The 17,993-nt window shown below is 56.6% G+C and carries 16 protein-coding genes and 1 other RNA gene; 4 read left to right on the top strand and 13 right to left on the bottom strand.

All coding sequences use genetic code 11. The features are described 5' to 3' along the window. Positions 1-23: 23 nt before the first annotated feature. From gcvP to BM373_RS14110, 7 genes are all read right to left on the bottom strand, one after another. A complete protein-coding gene (gcvP, locus tag BM373_RS14140; protein WP_090462448.1) occupies positions 24-2,897 on the bottom strand; it encodes an aminomethyl-transferring glycine dehydrogenase in 2,874 nt (957 codons plus the stop codon). A 132-nt stretch (positions 2,898-3,029) separates the two neighbouring features. Further along, positions 3,030-3,419 (bottom strand): glycine cleavage system protein GcvH, encoded by a 390-nt coding sequence (gene gcvH / locus BM373_RS14135; RefSeq protein WP_090462447.1) that lies wholly within the window; start codon positions 3,417-3,419, stop codon positions 3,030-3,032. A gap of 23 nt (positions 3,420-3,442) precedes the next feature. Beyond that, a complete protein-coding gene (gcvT, locus tag BM373_RS14130) occupies positions 3,443-4,537 on the bottom strand; it encodes a glycine cleavage system aminomethyltransferase GcvT (RefSeq protein WP_090462445.1) in 1,095 nt (364 codons plus the stop codon). 448 nt (positions 4,538-4,985) lie between these two features. Continuing rightward, positions 4,986-6,188: an FAD-dependent 2-octaprenylphenol hydroxylase gene (ubiI, locus tag BM373_RS14125; RefSeq protein WP_090462443.1), complete on the bottom strand. Its 1,203-nt coding sequence runs from the start codon at positions 6,186-6,188 to the stop codon at positions 4,986-4,988. Positions 6,189-6,198: 10 nt separating this feature from the next. Next, on the bottom strand, positions 6,199-7,377 hold the full coding sequence (gene ubiH, locus BM373_RS14120) for a 2-octaprenyl-6-methoxyphenyl hydroxylase (RefSeq protein ID WP_090462441.1): 1,179 nt from the start codon (positions 7,375-7,377) through the stop codon (positions 6,199-6,201). Next, positions 7,374-8,690, bottom strand: coding sequence for a Xaa-Pro aminopeptidase (gene pepP, locus BM373_RS14115; RefSeq protein WP_090462440.1), 1,317 nt, complete (start codon positions 8,688-8,690; stop codon positions 7,374-7,376). Before pepP ends, ubiH begins: the two co-directional genes overlap by 4 nt. A 27-nt stretch (positions 8,691-8,717) precedes the next feature. Continuing rightward, on the bottom strand, positions 8,718-9,296 hold the full coding sequence (locus tag BM373_RS14110) for a YecA/YgfB family protein (protein ID WP_143102667.1): 579 nt from the start codon (positions 9,294-9,296) through the stop codon (positions 8,718-8,720). 215 nt (positions 9,297-9,511) lie between these two features. Between BM373_RS14110 and zapA the strand changes: the two genes are divergently transcribed. The 3 genes from zapA (at position 9,512) to BM373_RS14090 (ending at position 10,689) form a co-directional block, all read left to right on the top strand. After that, positions 9,512-9,841: a cell division protein ZapA gene (gene zapA, locus BM373_RS14100; RefSeq protein WP_090462435.1), complete on the top strand. Its 330-nt coding sequence runs from the start codon at positions 9,512-9,514 to the stop codon at positions 9,839-9,841. Positions 9,842-9,882: 41 nt separating this feature from the next. Continuing rightward, a non-coding RNA gene (ssrS, locus tag BM373_RS14095) (6S RNA) lies at positions 9,883-10,066 on the top strand. Positions 10,067-10,092: 26 nt separating this feature from the next. After that, complete coding sequence (locus tag BM373_RS14090) at positions 10,093-10,689, top strand: 5-formyltetrahydrofolate cyclo-ligase (RefSeq protein ID WP_090462433.1); 597 nt, start codon at positions 10,093-10,095, stop codon at positions 10,687-10,689. Between the two features lie 108 nt (positions 10,690-10,797). On the opposite strand, the gene serA is transcribed toward BM373_RS14090, so the two are convergent. After that, positions 10,798-12,030 (bottom strand): phosphoglycerate dehydrogenase, encoded by a 1,233-nt coding sequence (gene serA / locus BM373_RS14085; RefSeq protein WP_090462431.1) that lies wholly within the window; start codon positions 12,028-12,030, stop codon positions 10,798-10,800. A 251-nt stretch (positions 12,031-12,281) separates the two neighbouring features. Then, positions 12,282-12,941, bottom strand: a complete 660-nt coding sequence (gene rpiA / locus BM373_RS14080; protein ID WP_090462429.1) for a ribose-5-phosphate isomerase RpiA — start codon at positions 12,939-12,941, stop codon at positions 12,282-12,284. Between the two features lie 173 nt (positions 12,942-13,114). Between rpiA and argP the strand changes: the two genes are divergently transcribed. Next, entirely contained in the window at positions 13,115-14,008 is an 894-nt protein-coding gene (argP, locus tag BM373_RS14075; protein ID WP_090462427.1) for a DNA-binding transcriptional regulator ArgP, read from the top strand. A 34-nt stretch (positions 14,009-14,042) separates the two neighbouring features. Here argP and BM373_RS14070 read toward each other — a convergent pair whose 3' ends face one another. The 4 genes from BM373_RS14070 to fbaA all read right to left on the bottom strand — a co-directional run bounded on the left by BM373_RS14070 (position 14,043) and on the right by fbaA (position 17,960). Further along, positions 14,043-14,819, bottom strand: coding sequence for an oxidative stress defense protein (locus BM373_RS14070; RefSeq protein ID WP_177220155.1), 777 nt, complete (start codon positions 14,817-14,819; stop codon positions 14,043-14,045). Between the two features lie 95 nt (positions 14,820-14,914). Beyond that, positions 14,915-15,547 carry an arginine exporter ArgO gene (gene argO, locus BM373_RS14065; RefSeq protein WP_090462626.1) on the bottom strand — a complete coding sequence of 211 codons (633 nt, stop codon included), beginning with the start codon at positions 15,545-15,547 and terminating at the stop codon, positions 14,915-14,917. 165 nt (positions 15,548-15,712) lie between these two features. Next, positions 15,713-16,576, bottom strand: a complete 864-nt coding sequence (locus tag BM373_RS14060; protein ID WP_090462425.1) for a small-conductance mechanosensitive channel MscS — start codon at positions 16,574-16,576, stop codon at positions 15,713-15,715. Between the two features lie 307 nt (positions 16,577-16,883). After that, positions 16,884-17,960, bottom strand: coding sequence for a class II fructose-bisphosphate aldolase (fbaA, locus tag BM373_RS14055; protein ID WP_090462423.1), 1,077 nt, complete (start codon positions 17,958-17,960; stop codon positions 16,884-16,886). Positions 17,961-17,993 lie beyond the last annotated feature (33 nt).

Here is a 17,993-nt window from a genome sequence, read left to right as displayed (position 1 = left end):
GGCTGGAGTATAGAACAGATTATTTACTGATATTCGCTCATCGGCACGCAGGAGCAGAACAGATTACGGTCGCCATACACGTCGTCGAGACGCTTCACGGTCGGCCAGTATTTGTTACTGAACCCCGCCGGGAAGACCGCCTGCTCGCGGGTATAGGCGTGATCCCACTCTGCCACCAGCTCGTTCTGAGTGTGCGGCGCGTTAACCAGCGGGTTATCCGCAAGCGTCCACTCGCCCTGCTGCACACGGTCGATTTCAGCGCGGATCGCCAGCATCGCATCGATAAAGCGATCCAGTTCAACTTTGCTTTCCGATTCTGTCGGTTCAACCATCAGCGTGCCCGCAACCGGGAAGGACATGGTTGGCGCGTGGAAACCGTAGTCAATCAGGCGCTTGGCGATATCCAGTTCGCTGATACCGCTCTCTTCTTTCAGCGGACGAATATCGAGAATGCACTCGTGCGCCACACGTCCGTCACGGCCCGTGTAGAGCACCGGGAAAGCGTCCTTCAGGCGCGTTGCGATGTAGTTCGCATTGAGGATTGCGACCTGGCTTGCCTGTTTTAAGCCTTCCGCGCCCATCATGCGGATGTACATCCAGCTAATAGGCAGAATAGAGGCGCTACCAAACGGCGCGGCAGAAACGGCACCCTGACGCGTCAGCATCTCTTCGATCTGCACGACGCTGTGACCCGGCACAAACGGCGCAAGGTGCGCTTTCACGCCAATCGGTCCCATGCCCGGGCCGCCGCCGCCGTGCGGAATGCAGAAGGTTTTGTGCAGGTTCAGGTGCGACACGTCCGCGCCGATAAAGCCAGGCGACGTGATCCCCACCTGCGCGTTCATGTTCGCGCCATCCAGATATACCTGGCCGCCGAACTGATGCACGATGTCGCACACTTCGCGGATCGTCTCTTCATACACACCGTGGGTGGACGGGTAAGTGACCATGATGCAGGAGAGGTTATGCCCCGCCTGCTCCGCTTTGACGCGCAGATCGGTCAAATCGATGTTGCCGTTTTTATCACACGACACCACCACCACCTGCATCCCCGCCATTTGCGCCGAGGCCGGGTTGGTGCCGTGGGCAGAGCTTGGGATCAGGCAGATATCGCGATGCGCTTCGTTGCGGCTTTCGTGATAGTGGCGGATCGCCAGCAGGCCCGCGTACTCGCCCTGTGCGCCGGAGTTTGGCTGCATACACAGCGCGTCATAACCGGTCAGTTTCACCAGCCAGTCGGAAAGCTGATTGATCATCTGGTGGTAGCCTTCGGCCTGATCCGCCGGACAGAACGGGTGCAGCTCGGCAAATTCCGGCCAAGTGATTGGGATCATTTCTGCGGCGGCGTTGAGCTTCATGGTGCAGGAGCCGAGTGGGATCATCGCCTGATTAAGCGCCAGATCTTTGCGCTCAAGGCTGTGCATGTAGCGCATCATTTCGGTTTCGCTGTGATAGCGGTTAAACACCGGATGCGTCAGGATCGCGTCATCGCGCAGCATAGTTTCCTGGATCGAGCGGCTGTCGAGGGCCACGTCCTGATCCAGTTTTTCAATGTTCAGACCGTGATCGTCACCGGCAATCACATTCAGCAACGCCAGCACGTCTTCACGGGTGGTGGTTTCATCCAGCGTGATGCCCACGGCGTTGATAATGTCGCTACGCAGGTTGATTTCATGTGCGCTGGCGCGGGCAATCACGGCGGCTTTGTCCGCCACTTCCACACACAGGGTGTCGAAGAAATGAGCGTGGCGCAGTTTAAAGCCTTTTTGTTGCAGGCCGGTCGCCAGAATATCCGTCAGACGGTGAATACGGCTGGCAATGCGCTTCAGGCCAACCGGACCGTGATAGACCGCATACAGACTGGCGATGTTGGCCAGCAGAACCTGCGAGGTACAGATGTTGGAGTTCGCTTTCTCGCGGCGGATATGCTGCTCGCGGGTCTGCATCGCCATGCGCAGCGCGGTGTTACCGGCGGCATCTTTAGATACGCCGATGATGCGGCCTGGCATGGAGCGTTTGAATTCATCTTTTGCGGCAAAGAACGCCGCGTGTGGGCCGCCGTAGCCCATCGGCACGCCAAAGCGCTGGGCTGAGCCAAACACGATGTCGGCACCCTGTTTGCCCGGCGCGGTTAACAGCACCAGTGCCATAAAATCTGCGGCTACGCTGACCACCACTTTGCGCGCTTTCAGCTCGCTAATCAGCGCGGTGTAATCGTGCACTTCACCGGTGGTGCCGACCTGCTGCAACAGCACGCCGAACACATCCTGATGATCGAGCACTTTATCGGCGTCATCGACAATCACATCGAAGCCAAAGGTTTCCGCGCGAGTGCGCACCACGTCCAGCGTCTGCGGGTGCACGTCGGCGGCGACGAAAAAGCGGTTGGCGTTTTTCAGTTTGCTGACGCGTTTTGCCATCGCCATGGCTTCCGCCCCGGCGGTCGCTTCATCGAGCAGCGAAGCGGAGGCGATATCCAGCCCGGTCAGATCCAGCGTCACCTGCTGGAAATTCAACAGCGCTTCCAGACGGCCCTGCGAGACTTCCGGCTGATACGGCGTGTAGGCGGTGTACCAGCCCGGATTTTCCAGCATGTTGCGCAGGATCACCGGCGGCAACTGCACGGCGGTGTAACCCATGCCGATGTAAGACTTAAAACGCTTGTTGCGCGAGGCCATCTCCTTCAGCTCAGCAAGCGCGGCGAATTCCGTGGTCGCTTCACCGATCTGCGGCGGCGCGGCGAGCTGAATATCTTTGGGCACAATCTGGCCTGTCAGGGCGTTGAGTGAATCTGCGCCAACGGTTTTCAGCATCTCTTCCTGCTGATACGCATCCGGCCCGATATGGCGTTCGATAAATGCGCCGCGATGTTCAAGCTGGTTTAAAGTCTGAGTCATGAGCGATGGTTCCTGAAACGTGCAGTGTGATGTGATTGCAAGGCTTTACCCTCACCCCGGCCCTCTCCCTGAGGGAGAGGGAGGTTTTCGTCCCCTCTCCCTCAGGGAGAGGGTTAGGGTGAGGGTGATAAATTACTCGTCGTCCACCAGCGCTTCGTACGCCGTGGCGTCCAGCAACGCGGCAACTTCCGCTTCATCGCTGGCTTTGATTTTAAAGATCCAGCCACCTGCATAAGGCTCGCTGTTGACCAGTTCCGGGGAGTCGCTCAGCGCATCGTTAACAGCCACGATTTCGCCGCCAACTGGCGCATAGATATCCGATGCCGCTTTGACGGATTCCGCAACTGCACAGTCATCGCCTGCGCTGACGGTCGCGCCCACTTCCGGCAGATCGACAAACACCATGTCGCCCAGCAGCTCCTGCGCGTGCTCGGTGATACCCACGGTATAAATGCCGTCCGCTTCCTGGCGCAGCCATTCGTGTTCTTTGCTGTATTTCAGTTCAGCCGGTACATTGCTCATGAAAAATCTCCTGATAAAAACGCTTAAATAACCGATTTACCGGCGCGGACAAAAACGGGTTTCGTCACTTTAACCGGCATTTCACGGTTGCGGATCTGGACAATCGCGGTGTCGCCGATGCCCGCAGGCACCCGGGCCAGCGCAATGCTGTGACCCAGTGAAGGCGAAAACGTCCCGCTGGTGATTTGACCTTCCTGCAGATTGCCGGAGGCGTCAGTAAAACGCACGGGCAACTCATTACGCAGGACGCCTTTTTCAGTCATGACCAGGCCAACCAGTTGTTCGGTGCCCTTCTCACGCTGCATTTCCAGCGCTTCACGACCAATGAAATCACGGTCGGCTGGCTCCCAGGCAATCGTCCAGCCCATGTTGGCCGCCAGCGGGGAAACCCCTTCATCCATCTCCTGGCCGTAGAGATTCATGCCCGCTTCCAGACGCAGCGTGTCGCGCGCGCCCAGACCGCAGGGTTTGACACCCGCTTCAACCAGCGCGTGCCAGAATGCAGGTGCCTTTTCGTTCGGCATCGCAATTTCGTAACCCGCCTCGCCGGTGTAGCCGGTGGTGGCAATAAACAGATCGTCCGCTTCCACGCCAAAGAATGGCTTCATGCCTTCTACGGCTTCGCGCTGCTCTTCAGTAAACAGCGTCGCGGCTTTCGCCTGCGCATTCGGGCCCTGCACGGCAATCAGCGACAGATCGTCACGCACGGTGATGTCGATAGCGTACGGTTCAGCGTGTTGAGTGATCCAGGCGAGGTCTTTTTCACGGGTGGCGGAGTTGACGACGAGGCGGAAAAAATCTTCGCTGAAGTAGTAAACGATCAGATCGTCAATCACGCCGCCGGAGGCGTTAAGCATGCCGCTGTAGAGCGCTTTGCCCGTTTTGGTGAGCTTAGCCACATCGTTCGCCAGCAGGTAACGGAGAAACTCACGGGTGCGCTCGCCTTTCAGATCAACGATGGTCATGTGCGAAACGTCGAACATGCCCGCATCGGTGCGCACGGCGTGGTGCTCATCAATCTGCGAACCATAGTGCAGCGGCATCATCCAGCCGTGGAAATCCACCATACGCGCGCCGCACAGGACGTGTTGTTCAAACAAAGGGGTTTCTTGAGCCATCTTTTCCTCATTGAATAAGCGGGGCTATTAAGGATTTCAGGGGGAATAAACGCGCCACGAAACCCGGCGTCAGCCTTCAGGATGAGAGCCGACGCAAACGTTACCTTTCCCCTGAACTTATCACTGAAAAGCGCCCTTAACCATAAGCAAAAATGGGTCATCACATTAGCTTATGGTCTTTTTGCCACACACCCGTGTCAGCGTTTTATCCTGCAAAAAAGCTGTAACCGCTTTTTATATTCATACGCAAAATGATGAACCCGGTTTAAAACGATATTATTCACCGCAAATAGCGTTGATTTCCCGAAATCGAAAAAAGAAGAGATGAGAAAAAGTAATGCGAAAAAGCGAGTGAAATTAGATTATTTCAAATGAGGAAATTCCTCCCTTCCCGGTGGCGGGAAGGGAGAATGTGATGGGGGTCATAATTTAAAGCGGAGGGAAAAACTTAACGTAACCACTCTGGCAGATCGTTAAGGCCCATTGCCTGGCGGATAAGACCCGTTTTCACACCGGGAAGGGTGTCAGCCAGCTTCAGGCCAACGTCGCGGAGCAGTTTTTTCGCCGGATTTTGCCCGGCAAAGAGTTCACGGAACCCCTGCATACCTGCCAGCATCAGGGCGGCACTGTGCTTGCGGCTACGCTCGTAGCGACGCAGATAGAGATGCTGCCCGATATCTTTGCCTTCGCGGTGTAAACGACGCAGTTCGTTGATCAGTTCTGCGGCATCCATAAAGCCCAGATTGACGCCCTGCCCGGCCAGCGGGTGAATAGTGTGGGCCGCGTCGCCCACCAGCGCCAGCCGGTGCGCCGCAAACTGCCGGGCATAACGGCCCGTCAGCGGGAAGACCTGCCGCTCGCTTTCTACCTGGCACAGCCCGAGCGCATTATCGAACGCCACGCACAGTGCCTGGTTGAACGTCGCGTCATCGGCTTCCTGCATCGCTTTCGCCTGGTGCGGCGACAGCGACCAGACGATAGAGCATAAATGCGGATCGCTAAGGGGCAGAAACGCGAGGATACCGTCGCCGTGGAAAACCTGCCGCGCGACGGCGTTATGCGGTTCGCTGGTGCGAATGGTGGCGACTAACGCATGATGATGATAATCCCAGAAGGTCAGCGGGATATCGGCTTTATCGCGTAGCCAGGAGTTTGCGCCATCCGCACCCACCACCAGCCTGGCGGTGATCATGCTGGCGTCTTTGAGCGTCAGAAAGGCTTCGTTTTCGCCCCACGCCACCTGTTGCAGTTCAGCGGGCGTGATCAGGGTGACGTCCGTGCTCTGCTGCGCTTTTTGCCACAGCGCCTGGTGCACCACGGCGTTTTCGATGATATGCCCGAGATGACTGTAACCCATGCTTTCATCGTTAAAGGTAATGCGACCAAAGCTGTCTTTATCCCACACCTCCATGCCGTGATAGCAACTGGCACGGTGCGCCACGATCTCAGACCACACGCCGAGGCGGGTAAGGAGTTTTTCGCTGGCGGCATTGATAGCCGACACGCGAAGCTCAGGGGGGGCATTGTCGGAAAGCGCGACCGGTGCATTTTGTTCCAGAACCGCCACGCGCAGCCCGCTCCCCTGTAACCCACAGGCGACGGCCAGTCCAACCATACCACCGCCTACAATTGCCACATCTACACTTTGCACTCAGAACTCCTTAACGCGCGACCCAACCCAGTGTCCGCTGCGCCAGCACATCGCGTGCCGGGGTAAATAATTCCATCGCCATCAGCCCGAGGTTGCGCCCGACGACCAGCGGTGCCCAGCGGTTCGCGAACAGATGCACCAGTCCATCGGTTACGCCAATGGTGGCCTCTTTGTCGGCCTGACGACGTTTTTGGTAGTGGCACAGCAGTGCATAGTGCCCCACGTCTGCCTGCGTCGCCCATGCGGTAGTCAGCGTTTCAGCAAGACTCATCACATCGCGCATACCCAGGTTGAAACCCTGGCCGGCAATCGGATGCAGCGTTTGCGCGGCGTTACCCACCAGCACGGTACGGTGCGAAACAGATGATGATGCGGTGGTGAGCGCCAGCGGATAGGCGCTTCGCGCCCCCGCATGTACGATGCGACCAAGCCGCCAGCCGAAAGCCTGCTGCAGTTCGTGGCAGAATTTTTCGTCCGACCACGCCATCACTTCCTGCTGTTTATCCTGCGCGTGGCACCAGACCAGCGAGTAGCGCCCCTGCGACATCGGCAACAGCGCCAGCGGACCGTGAGCGGTAAATCGCTCAAATGCGCGGCCCGGTTTTGCTGCCGAGGTGGTCACGTTGGCGATCACCGCGACCTGCTGATACGGCGTTTGCTGCCAGGTGATGCCGCACTGCGCACCCAGCGATGAACGCGATCCGTCAGCGGCGACCAGCAACTGCCCGTTCAGCGTGTCGCCGTTTTCAAGCGTCACGCTTACCTGCTCTGCGGTGCGGGTAAAATCACGCACCCGCGCCGGACAGTGTAGCGTCACGCCCGGCGCACGCTTTAACAACGTAAACAGTCGTTGCCCGACGTCATGTAGCTCAACCACTTGCCCCAGCGCGTCCACGCGATAATCCTGCGCTTCCAGCGTCACAAACCCGGCATGACCGCGATCGCTGACGTGGACCGAGGTGATCGGCGTGGCGCACTCGGCAAGGCTTTTCCAGATATCCAGCCGGGTGAGATGCTGGCAGGTGCCTTCCGCCAGCGCAATCGAACGGGCATCAAAGCCTGGATGCGCAGCGGTATCAGGCGCATTGGCTTCCACCAGATGAACCGGCAGCGTGCCGTTCGATAAACGTGAAATGGCCAGCGCCAGCGTCGCGCCCGTCATCCCGCCGCCAACAATGATGACGCTCATACGCCTTTCGCCGCCGCCATCAGCGCCTCGATGTCGTCCGCGTTTTTCACCACACTCGCCGTCAGGTTTTCGTTGCCGTCTGCGGTAATGAGAATGTCGTCTTCAATGCGAATGCCAATGCCGCGATACTCCGGCGGTACATCGGCGTCTGGCGCGATGTACAAACCCGGTTCTACGGTCAGCACCATGCCAGGCTCCAGCGTGCGCGAGCGATCCGCGCCATAAACACCGACGTCATGCACATCCAGCCCCAGCCAGTGGCTCAGGCCATGCATAAAGAAGGCGCGATGCGCGTTGTCGGCGATGAGCTCATCAACCTCACCTTTGAGGATGCCGAGCTTGACCAGGCCAGTGACCATGATCCGCACGACCTCGCCCGTCACCTCCAGAATGGAGGTACCTGGGCGGAACAGCCGCAGAGAGGTGTTAAGCGATTCCAGCACGATGTCGTAAATGGCCCGCTGCGCCGTTGTGAATTTGCCGTTAACCGGGAAGGTGCGGGTGATGTCGCCCGCATAGCCCTGATATTCACAACCCGCGTCGATCAGCACCAGATCGCCGTCGCGCATTTGGCTTTCGTTTTCCGTGTAGTGCAGGATGCAGCCGTTTTCACCGCTGCCAACAATGGTGTTGTACGACGGATAGCGCGCGCCGTGACGGTTAAATTCGTGGTGGATTTCGCCTTCAAGCTGGTATTCAAACATACCGGGGCGGCATTTTTGCATCGCGCGGGTATGGGCCAGCGCGCTGATTTCCCCCGCCCGGCGCAGGACGTCGATCTCTTCTTCCGATTTAAACAAACGCATCTCATGCACGAGAGGTCGCCAGTCGGTGAGGGACGCAGGCGCGGTTAAATTCTGGCGGGAGCCTTTGCGGAGTTTGTCGAGAGCGGCAAACACGATCTCGTCAGCATAGCGGTATTCGCCCTGCGCGTGGTAAACCACGTCCAGCCCGTTCAGAAGCTGGTAGAGCTGCTCGTTGATTTCGCTGAAGGCCAGCGCGCGATCGACGCCGAGTTTTTCCGGCGCGGCATCCTGCCCAAGGCGGCGGCCGAACCAGATCTCAGCGGTGATATCGCGAACCCGATTGAACAGGACGCTGTGGTTGTGGGTGTCATCACTTTTAATCAGCACCAGTACCGCTTCAGGTTCGTTAAAACCGGTGAAGTACCAGAAATCGCTGCTTTGGCGGTAGGGATATTCGCTGTCAGCGCTGCGGTTTGCTTCTGGCGCGGCGAAAATGAGTACCGCGCTGGCGGGTGCCATTTGCGCCAGTAGCGTCTGGCGACGGCGTTCATATTCTTGCTGGGTCATGACACCTCCATATCATCACGATTTTTATTAATGCAGAGTTGGCTTACGCACTTCCGGGGCCGTTGGTTGCGGGCGGGTGAAGGTATCGTGGCAGAGCAGCGCGGCAACGCGCACATACTCGACGATCTCTTCGAGCGACATCTCCAGCTCTTCCTGATCTTCGTCTTCATCGTAGCCAAGCTGGGCGATATTGCGTAAATCATCAATCGCTTCGCCCGTTTCGCCCGTCACTTTATCGAGCTTCGGCTGCGTGACGCCAAGTCCTAACAGGAAGTGATTCACCCAGCCTGCCATGGCGTCGGCACGTTCGAACACGCTCACCTCGTCACCATCCGGCAGGTAGAGCTGAAACTGGAAACCATCATCTTCCAGCGTATCGCTGACGGTGGCGTGGAGTTTACGCAGCGCTTCCGCCAGCTCATGCCCAAATGCCAGCCCCTCGTTCGTGAGGTCGTGCAGCAATGGCAGCCAGGAGCTGTCGTGATTACCGCCGCACAGCATGCCCGCGATCAGACCGTGCATTTCAGCCGGGGTTAAGCCCACACCCTGCTGGTTGAGTAACTGGTTCAGTTCATTGTAACCAGGCATTTCGTTCTGTATTGACATGCGCATTCATCGTCGTTGAGAGGAATATTCATGGTATGCTACCACTTTGGACCCTGGTGATATACCCGTCAGGCATCACGTTACCTCATGTATTTCATTGAGGGAAAGCCTGATAAAGAGCTTGAATACGCTCATCGGGGTAGCTATAGTGTCGCCCCTTCGCAGCTAGGGCTCGGCTGGGAAGGCAGAGCGCAGTCAAACAGCAGGAAGGTGGCATGTCTGCACAACCCGTCGATATCCAAATTTTTGGCCGTTCACTGCGAGTGAATTGCCCGCCTGAGCAACAGGATGCCCTTAATCAGGCCGCGGAAGATCTGAATCAGCGGTTGCAAGATCTGAAAGTACGCACTAGAGTCACAAATACTGAGCAACTGGTTTTCATCGCTGCGTTAAACATCAGCTATGAACTGGCTCAGGAAAAGGCAAAAACCCGCGACTACGCCGCTAACATGGAGCAGCGTATTCGGATGTTACAGCAGACCATCGAACAGGCATTGCTTGATCAGGGTCGCATAACTGAAAGGCCGGGGCCTAAGTTTGAATAACACTTCAATGTCGACTATGGTAGAGTGACTTTGAAGAAAAAATTTCTCTGAGATGTTCGCAAGCGGGCCAGTCCCCTGAGCCGATATTTCATACCAACAGAATGTGGCGCTCCACGGTTGGTGAGCATGCTCGGTCCGTCCGAGAAGCCTTAAAACCGTGACGACACATTCACCTTGAACCAAGGGTTCAAGGGTTACAGCCTGCGGCGGCATCTCGGAGATTCCCCTTCTTCTACCAAGCCTCTACCATCATGACACAACCCTTACTTATCCCGACTTCTCGTCAACAGATTCGCCAGCAAATACGCCAGCACCGACGCGCATTAACCGCCGATCAACAACTGCATTTCGCCGACCAGGCCGCCGCTCGTATGATGGCATATCCGCCTGTGGTCATGGCGCACACGGTCGCGTTGTTTCTCTCTTTTGATGGCGAACTGGATACGCGCCCGCTGATCGAACAGCTCTGGCGTAGCGGCAAGCGGGTCTACTTACCTGTGCTGCATCCGTTTAGTCCGGGCAATCTGCTTTTTTTGCATTACCATCCGCACAGCGAACTGGTAGTGAATCATCTGAAAATTTACGAACCCAAACTCGACGTGCGCGATGTGCTGCCGCTGGCGCAGCTTGACGTGCTGATCACGCCGCTGGTCGCCTTCGATGCGGGAGGACAACGCCTCGGGATGGGTGGCGGATTTTACGACCGGACGCTGCAAAACTGGCAACAGTATGCGCTGACGCCTGTGGGGTATGCGCACGATTGCCAGTTTGTGGATGTACTGCCGGTTGAAGAGTGGGATGTGCCGCTGCCTGCGGTGGTGACGCCGTCGAAGATTTGGGAGTGGTGAGAAAAGCCCCCTCACCCTAGCCCTCTCCCCAGGGGAGAGGGAATTGATCGAGCACTGACTCGCTTTTCCCCCTCTCCCTGAGGGAGAGGGCCGGGGTGAGGGTAATAATCAGTACAGCAGACGGGCGCGGATTGTCCCAGGGATCGCCTTCATGCTTTGCAGCGCTTTCTGCGCGACATCTTCTTCCGCTTCAATATCAATCACCACATAGCCCATGTGCGGCGTGGTTTGCAGATACTGCGCCGCGATGTTCACGCCCTGCTCGGCAAAAATCTGGTTAATCGCGGTCAGCACGCCCGGACGGTTTTCGTGGATGTGCAGAAGACGACGGCCACCGTGCAGCGGCAGCGAAACTTCCGGGAAATTCACCGCCGACAGCGTTGAGCCATTATCGGAGTATTTCACCAGCTTGCCCGCCACTTCCAGGCCGATATTTTCCTGCGCTTCCTGCGTCGAACCGCCGATGTGCGGCGTCAGCAGCACGTTGTCGAATTCGCACAGCGGTGAGTTGAACGGATCGCTGTTGGTCGCAGGTTCAGTCGGGAACACGTCAATGGCCGCGCCCGCCAGATGCTTACGCTTGAGCGCATCGCACAGCGCCGGAATATCCACCACGGTGCCGCGCGCGGCGTTAATCAGAAGTGAACCCGGCTTCATCAGCGCCAGCTCTTCCGCACCCATCATATCTTTAGTGGAGGCGTTTTCCGGCACGTGCAGGCTCACCACATCGCTCATGTTCAGCAGGTCGGAGAGATGCTGAACCTGGGTAGCGTTACCGAGCGGCAGTTTGTTTTCAATATCATAGAAGAAGACGTGCATCCCCAGCGATTCCGCCAGAATGCCAAGCTGGGTGCCGATATGACCGTAACCAATAATGCCCAGCTTTTTGCCACGCGCTTCATAGGAGCCCGTTGCCAGTTTATTCCAGATCCCACGGTGCGCTTTGGCGTTAGCTTCCGGGATGCCGCGCATCAGCAGCAGCAATTCACCGATCACCAGTTCGGCGACCGAGCGGGTGTTGGAGAATGGTGCGTTGAATACCGGCACGCCGCGTTTGGCCGCCGCGTTAAGGTCCACCTGGTTCGTACCAATACAGAAACAGCCCACGGCCACCAGCTTTTCAGCCGCCGCGAAGATCTCTTCCGTCAGGTTGGTGCGCGATCGCAGGCCGATAAAATGGGCATCACGGATGGACGCTTTAAGCTGTTCGCTATCAAGCGCACCTTTGTGGAATTCGATGTTGGTATAACCCGCTGCACGAAGGCTATCGATTGCTTTTTGGTGCACGCCTTCAACCAGCAGAAATTTAATTTTGTCTTTTTCCAGTGATACTTTTGCCATTTCCCCGACCCTGTTTGTCATAACTTATGTGTGTTCGCTTTAGCCAACATATCAAAAAAAACTATTGCGGCAATATGAACGTTTGCGTCGCCCGTATGAAGAAAAGTCATACAGCGAAGTTTGGCAGAGGAAAATGCTGGCAATAAAAGCGAAAGCGGCAGGAAACGCAGCGCTGGCCTTAAAACGTGATACATGTCACCGAAATGAGCGCCGCAAAAATTTTTACCGGGGGGAGAGCGCCCCCCGTCAGATCATTTTACGATGGTTTTCACGCCATCCGGGCCGCCGATCAGCGCCACATCCGCGCCACGGTTGGCGAAAAGCCCTACCGTTACTACGCCCGGAATGCCGTTAATGGCATTTTCCAGCGCGATGGGATCGATAATTTCCAGGCCGTGTACATCAAGGATCACGTTGCCGTTATCGGTCAGCACGCCCTGGCGGTACTCCGGGCGACCGCCCAGCTTGACCAGTTCACGCGCCACCGCGCTGCGCGCCATCGGGATCACTTCCACCGGCAGCGGGAAGGCACCGAGGATCGCCACTTCTTTTGATGCATCGGCGATACAGATAAATTTGTCGGCGACCGAGGCGATAATTTTTTCGCGCGTCAGCGCCGCGCCGCCGCCTTTGATCATTTGCATCTGGTCGTTGATTTCATCGGCACCATCGACGTACACGCCCAGCCGGTCAACTTCATTGAGATCAAAAACGGTGATACCGAGACTTTGCAGTTTTGCCGTGGAAGCGTCCGAGCTGGACACCGCGCCTTCAATCTGCCCTTTCATCGTCCCGAGCGCATCGATAAAGTGCGCGGCAGTGGAGCCGGTGCCCACGCCGACAATCGTGCCTGGCTCAACATACTTGAGCGCCGCCCATCCTACTGCTTTTTTCAGTTCATCCTGCGTCATGATCGCTTGCCTGTGGTGAGAAATTCTTAACGCATTATAAAGACCCCACCGTGAAATGTCCCTGTGAGCCACGTCACATTATGAGGTGAAACAGCGATGAATGGATTTCGTCTGTACCTGGAGGAAATTTGTGTCATAGTGCTGCTAATCACCTTTTGGAGCACCCCAGAGCAATGAAACGTCCGGACTACAGAACACTACAGGCGCTTGACGCGGTCATCAGAGAACGTGGGTTTGAGCGCGCCGCGCAAAAGCTGTGTATCACTCAGTCCGCCGTTTCTCAACGCATTAAACAGCTTGAAAATATGTTCGGTCAGCCGCTGCTGGTGCGTACCGTACCGCCACGTCCAACCGAGCAGGGGCAAAAACTGCTGGCGTTGCTGCGTCAGGTGGAGTTGCTGGAAGATGAGTGGCTGGGCGATGAACAAACGGGTTCCACGCCGCTGCTGCTGTCGCTGGCGGTCAACGCCGACAGTCTGGCAACCTGGCTGCTGCCGGCGCTGGCTCCGGTGCTGGCTGACTCCCCTATCCGCCTGAATTTGCAGGTAGAAGATGAAACCCGCACTCAGGAGCGCCTGCGTCGGGGCGAAGTGGTGGGTGCGGTGTCCATCCAGCCTCAGGCTCTGCCGAGCTGTCTGGTCGATCAACTGGGGGCGCTGGATTATCTGTTTGTCGCCTCAAAAGCCTTTGCGGAGCGCTATTTCCCGAACGGGGTTACGCGTCAGGCGCTGCTGAAAGCACCTGCCGTGGCGTTCGACCACCTCGACGACATGCATCAGGCCTTTTTACAGCAAAACTTTGATTTGCCGCCAGGCAGCGTGCCGTGCCACATCGTGAATTCCTCAGAAGCCTTCGTCCAGCTGGCGCGCCAGAGCACCACCTGCTGTATGATCCCGCATCTGCAAATTGAGAAAGAGTTAGCCAGCGGCGAACTGATTGACCTCACGCCCGGCCTGTTTCAGCGCCGGATGCTTTACTGGCACCGCTTTGCGCCAGAAAGCCGCATGATGCGCAACGTCACCGATGCGCTGCTGGCGCACGGTCATCGCGTACTGCGTCAGGATTAAAAAATGACTCCACGGGCGTGGAGTCATGCGGGAATTATTGCGCGGACGGCGTGGCTGGCGTAGCCGGTGTGGACGTTTGCGCAGGCGCGGTTCCTTTTGCGGCGTTGTCAGGCTGAAGCTCAAACACCACATCAACCTGATCGTCAAACTGAATGGTCGGCTGCTCGTAGGTTTCCTGCGCGGAAGCGGGCGCAGCTTCGGCCTTCATCATCCGTACCATCGGGCTTGGCTGATAATTGGAGACGTGGTAGCGCACGCTGTACACCGTACCCAGCTTGCTGTTAAAGCCAGCCGCTAACTGCTCCGCCTGACGGACAGCATCATCAATCGCCGCTTTACGGGCTTTATCTTTGAAGGCTTCCGGCTCGGCAACGCCCAGCGTGACGGAGCGAATTTCATTGAGTCCGGCCTTGAGCGCGCCATCAAGCAATGAATTCAGTTTATCCAGTTCACGCAGGGTCACCTCAACGGTACGCACGGCGCGATAGCCTTTCAGAATGCTTTTGCCATCCTGATAGTCATAATCGGGTTGGGTACGGAGGTTGGCTGAATTGATGTCTTTGCGGGCCACACCGTTTTGCTCAAGGAAGCTCAGGTATTGCGCAACGCGATCGTCAGCCTGTTTTTTTGCGGAAGCGGCATCTTTTGCCGCCACGTTGACTTCAATCGCCAGAGTGGCGATATCCGGCACCGCATCAACGCTTGCCGTACCAGAAGTCACAATGTGCGGGCCGTTTGGCAATTCATTCGCCTGAACCGACACTGCACCGAATCCAACTAATGCCGCCAGGGCCATTACTTTAAACTTCACTGTAGCTCCTCCATGTCTCGTCATCGCCTCAGGAATACAGGCATCTGCGAGCAAGCTTAGCGTGTCCGGCGAACTTGTCCATAATCCTGGTCTGATTACCACAGCGCCTGCAAATGTTGCACGCCGTCGCGGGCAAGCTGGTAGGCGATAACCCACATAACGATGCCCACCAGCGCATTAATAATGCGCTGAGCGCGGGCAGTCTGCAGGCGCGGCGCAAGCCAGGCAGCCAGTACCGCGAGGCCAAAGAACCACAGGAAAGAGGCGCTGATCGTGCCGAGGGCAAACCAGCGCTTCGGCTCCTGGGCCAGTTGCCCACCCACGCTGCCCAGCACGACAAAAGTATCCAGATACACATGCGGATTAAGCCAGGTCACCGCCAGCATGGTCGCCACAATCCTGCCCCGCCCCTGCTTCAGCACCTGCGCGCTTTCAAGTTCAATTGAAGTGCCAAGCGCCGTCTTCAGTGCGCCAAAGCCATACCACAGCAGGAACGCCACGCCGCCCCAGGTTACCAGCGCCAGCAGCCACGGGGACTGCATCAGTAGCGCGCTGCCGCCAAACACCCCGGCGCAAATCAGCAGGAGATCGCTGAACGCGCACAGCGTGGCCGTCATCAAATGGTACTGGCGGCGAATGCCCTGATTCATGACGAAAGCGTTTTGCGGGCCGAGGGGCAAAATCATGGCCGCGCCAAGTATAAGCCCTTGAAAATAATAAGATAACACGATAATAAGCCTGTGCATTTGGTGAATAACGCAGACTATATCTCGCTCATGCTATTAGCGGAAATGGATAATTTTAATCGGGTATAAGTGAGATTAATGCGGTAGTGGCTGACATAAACCGTCAACGGGCGGGCAGGCCGGGCATACCGCCCGGCCCAGGTGCGTTTATTCTTCTGGTTTTGCTTCTTTTACACGTTTGAAATTCACATCCATCTGCGGATACGGGAAGCTGATACCGTTCGCATCGAAGGTTTTCTTGATGCGTTCCAGCACGTCCCAGTAAACGTTTTGCAGATCGCTGCTCTTGCTCCAGATGCGGATCACAAAATTCACAGACGATGCGCCCAGTTCATTCATGCGCACGGTCATCTCACGATCTTTAAGAATGCGGTCATCCGATTCAATGATTTCCATCAGCAGTTTTCTGACCTGATCGATATCTGCGCTATAGTCGACGCCAATAATCAACTCGTTACGACGCACCGGTTCGCGGGAGAAGTTGATAATATTCCCGGCGATGATTTTCCCGTTAGGGATCACCACAAAGCGACCATCGGCCGAACGCAGGGTGGTGGAGAAAATCTGCACGTGCAGCACGGTGCCAGCAACGCCGCCTAAATCCACGTATTCACCTGCACGGAAGGGACGGAAGGTCACCAGCAGGACGCCTGCGGCCAGGTTAGAGAGCGAGCCCTGCAGCGCCAGACCGACCGCCAGACCTGCGGCACCGAGCACTGCGATCACCGAGGCGGTTTGAACCCCAACCCGTCCTAATGCGGCGATCAGCGTAAAGGCGATGATCCCATAGCGCACCAGCGCCGATAAAAAGTCAGCGACCGTCGCATCAATGTGGCGTGCCACCATCAGGCGGTTAAGGGCGTTAGAAATGATGCGGGCGATGATCATCCCGATAATGATGATGGCAATAGCCGCCACGATGTTAACCGCGTAACTCAGCAGTAACGCCTGGTTGCGCACCAGCCAGCCGCCCGCGTTATTGATGCTGCCTACTACGTTGAGATCTTCCATTTACTGTTCCTTTTTCTTGCCAAAAACGGCTCAACGCTCACGGCAAAAACGTGAGCCAGGTCAGTAAAGGGTAAACAAAAAAGGGATCATCTGCCAAATTTCAATGGATTAATGCATGCCCCTCACCCCGGCCCTCTCCCACAGGGAGAGGGAGAAAAGCGAGTCCGTGCCCTCTCCATGGGGAGGGGGAAAGGCCAGTCCGCGCTCGATCGGTCCCCTCTCCCTGGGGAGAGGGTTAGGGTGAGGGGAATACACAGGCAAAAAAAATGGCCTCCCGAAGGAAGCCATTATTCAGACATTAAAAAGATTACAGAACGTCAACCGCGTTCAGTTCTTTAAATGCCTGCTCCAGACGAGCGACCATGCTGGTCTGCGCGGCACGCAGCCATACACGCGGATCGTAGTATTTCTTGTTCGGCTGGTCGTCGCCTTTCGGGTTGCCCAGCTGAGCCTGCAGGTAAGCTTCGTTTTCTTTGTAGTACTTCAGAATACCTTCCCAGTTAGCCCACTGAGTATCGGTATCGATGTTCATTTTGATCACGCCGTAGCTTACGGAGTCTTTGATTTCCTGAGCAGAAGAACCGGAACCGCCGTGGAAGACGAAGTTCAGGCTGTTGTGCGGCAGGTTGTGTTTCTTAGAAACGTATTCCTGAGAATCACGCAGGATGGTCGGGGTCAGCTTAACGTTACCCGGCTTGTACACGCCGTGAACGTTACCGAAGGACGCCGCGATAGTGAAGCGCGGGCTGATTGCGTTCAGTTTGGTGTACGCGTAATCAACGTCTTCCGGCTGAGTGTACAGGGCAGAAGCGTCCATGTGGCTGTTGTCCACACCATCTTCTTCACCACCGGTGCAACCCAGTTCGATTTCCAGAGTCATGCCCATTTTGGACATGCGCTCCAGGTATTTAGCGCTGATCTCGATGTTCTCTTCCAGAGACTCTTCAGACAGGTCGATCATGTGAGAAGAGAACAGCGGTTTACCGGTAGCGGCGAAATGTTTTTCACCCGCGTCCAGCAGACCGTCGATCCACGGCAGCAGTTTCTTCGCGCAGTGGTCAGTGTGCAGAATTACCGGCACGCCGTAATGTTCAGCCATCTGGTGAACATGGTGAGCACCAGAGATTGCGCCAAGGATAGCCGCTTGCTGGCCTTCGCCTTTGAAGCCTTTACCGGCGATGAATGCAGCACCACCGTTAGAGAACTGAACGATAACCGGTGCTTTAACTTTGGCAGCGGTTTCCAGAACGGCGTTGATGGAGTCAGTACCCACGCAGTTAACAGCAGGCAGAGCAAAGTTGTTTTCTTTTGCTACCTGGAACACTTTCTGTACGTCGTCACCCGTGATGACGCCCGGTTTTACGAAATCAAAAATTTTAGACATGTTTCGTTGTCCTGTATCTTCGGCCGTTGAAAA

The organism is Enterobacter sp. kpr-6 (genome assembly GCF_900116015.1).
Taxonomy (GTDB): domain Bacteria; phylum Pseudomonadota; class Gammaproteobacteria; order Enterobacterales; family Enterobacteriaceae; genus Enterobacter_D.
This window is presented reverse-complemented; position numbering and strand designations above follow the sequence as displayed.

What these genes read in the sequence shown, in the direction of transcription:
- BM373_RS14090 (WP_090462433.1), top strand. Translation starts at nt 10,093, where the DNA reads ATGACACAACCCTTACTTATCCCGACTTCTCGTCAACAGATTCGCCAG.
- gcvP (WP_090462448.1), bottom strand. Translation starts at nt 2,897, where the DNA reads ATGACTCAGACTTTAAACCAGCTTGAACATCGCGGCGCATTTATCGAA.
- BM373_RS14060 (WP_090462425.1), bottom strand. Translation starts at nt 16,576, where the DNA reads ATGGAAGATCTCAACGTAGTAGGCAGCATCAATAACGCGGGCGGCTGG.
- gcvH (WP_090462447.1), bottom strand. Translation starts at nt 3,419, where the DNA reads ATGAGCAATGTACCGGCTGAACTGAAATACAGCAAAGAACACGAATGG.
- serA (WP_090462431.1), bottom strand. Translation starts at nt 12,030, where the DNA reads ATGGCAAAAGTATCACTGGAAAAAGACAAAATTAAATTTCTGCTGGTT.
- ubiH (WP_090462441.1), bottom strand. Translation starts at nt 7,377, where the DNA reads ATGAGCGTCATCATTGTTGGCGGCGGGATGACGGGCGCGACGCTGGCG.
- pepP (WP_090462440.1), bottom strand. Translation starts at nt 8,690, where the DNA reads ATGACCCAGCAAGAATATGAACGCCGTCGCCAGACGCTACTGGCGCAA.
- BM373_RS14110 (WP_143102667.1), bottom strand. Translation starts at nt 9,296, where the DNA reads ATGTCAATACAGAACGAAATGCCTGGTTACAATGAACTGAACCAGTTA.
- argP (WP_090462427.1), top strand. Translation starts at nt 13,115, where the DNA reads ATGAAACGTCCGGACTACAGAACACTACAGGCGCTTGACGCGGTCATC.
- gcvT (WP_090462445.1), bottom strand. Translation starts at nt 4,537, where the DNA reads ATGGCTCAAGAAACCCCTTTGTTTGAACAACACGTCCTGTGCGGCGCG.
- zapA (WP_090462435.1), top strand. Translation starts at nt 9,512, where the DNA reads ATGTCTGCACAACCCGTCGATATCCAAATTTTTGGCCGTTCACTGCGA.
- fbaA (WP_090462423.1), bottom strand. Translation starts at nt 17,960, where the DNA reads ATGTCTAAAATTTTTGATTTCGTAAAACCGGGCGTCATCACGGGTGAC.
- rpiA (WP_090462429.1), bottom strand. Translation starts at nt 12,941, where the DNA reads ATGACGCAGGATGAACTGAAAAAAGCAGTAGGATGGGCGGCGCTCAAG.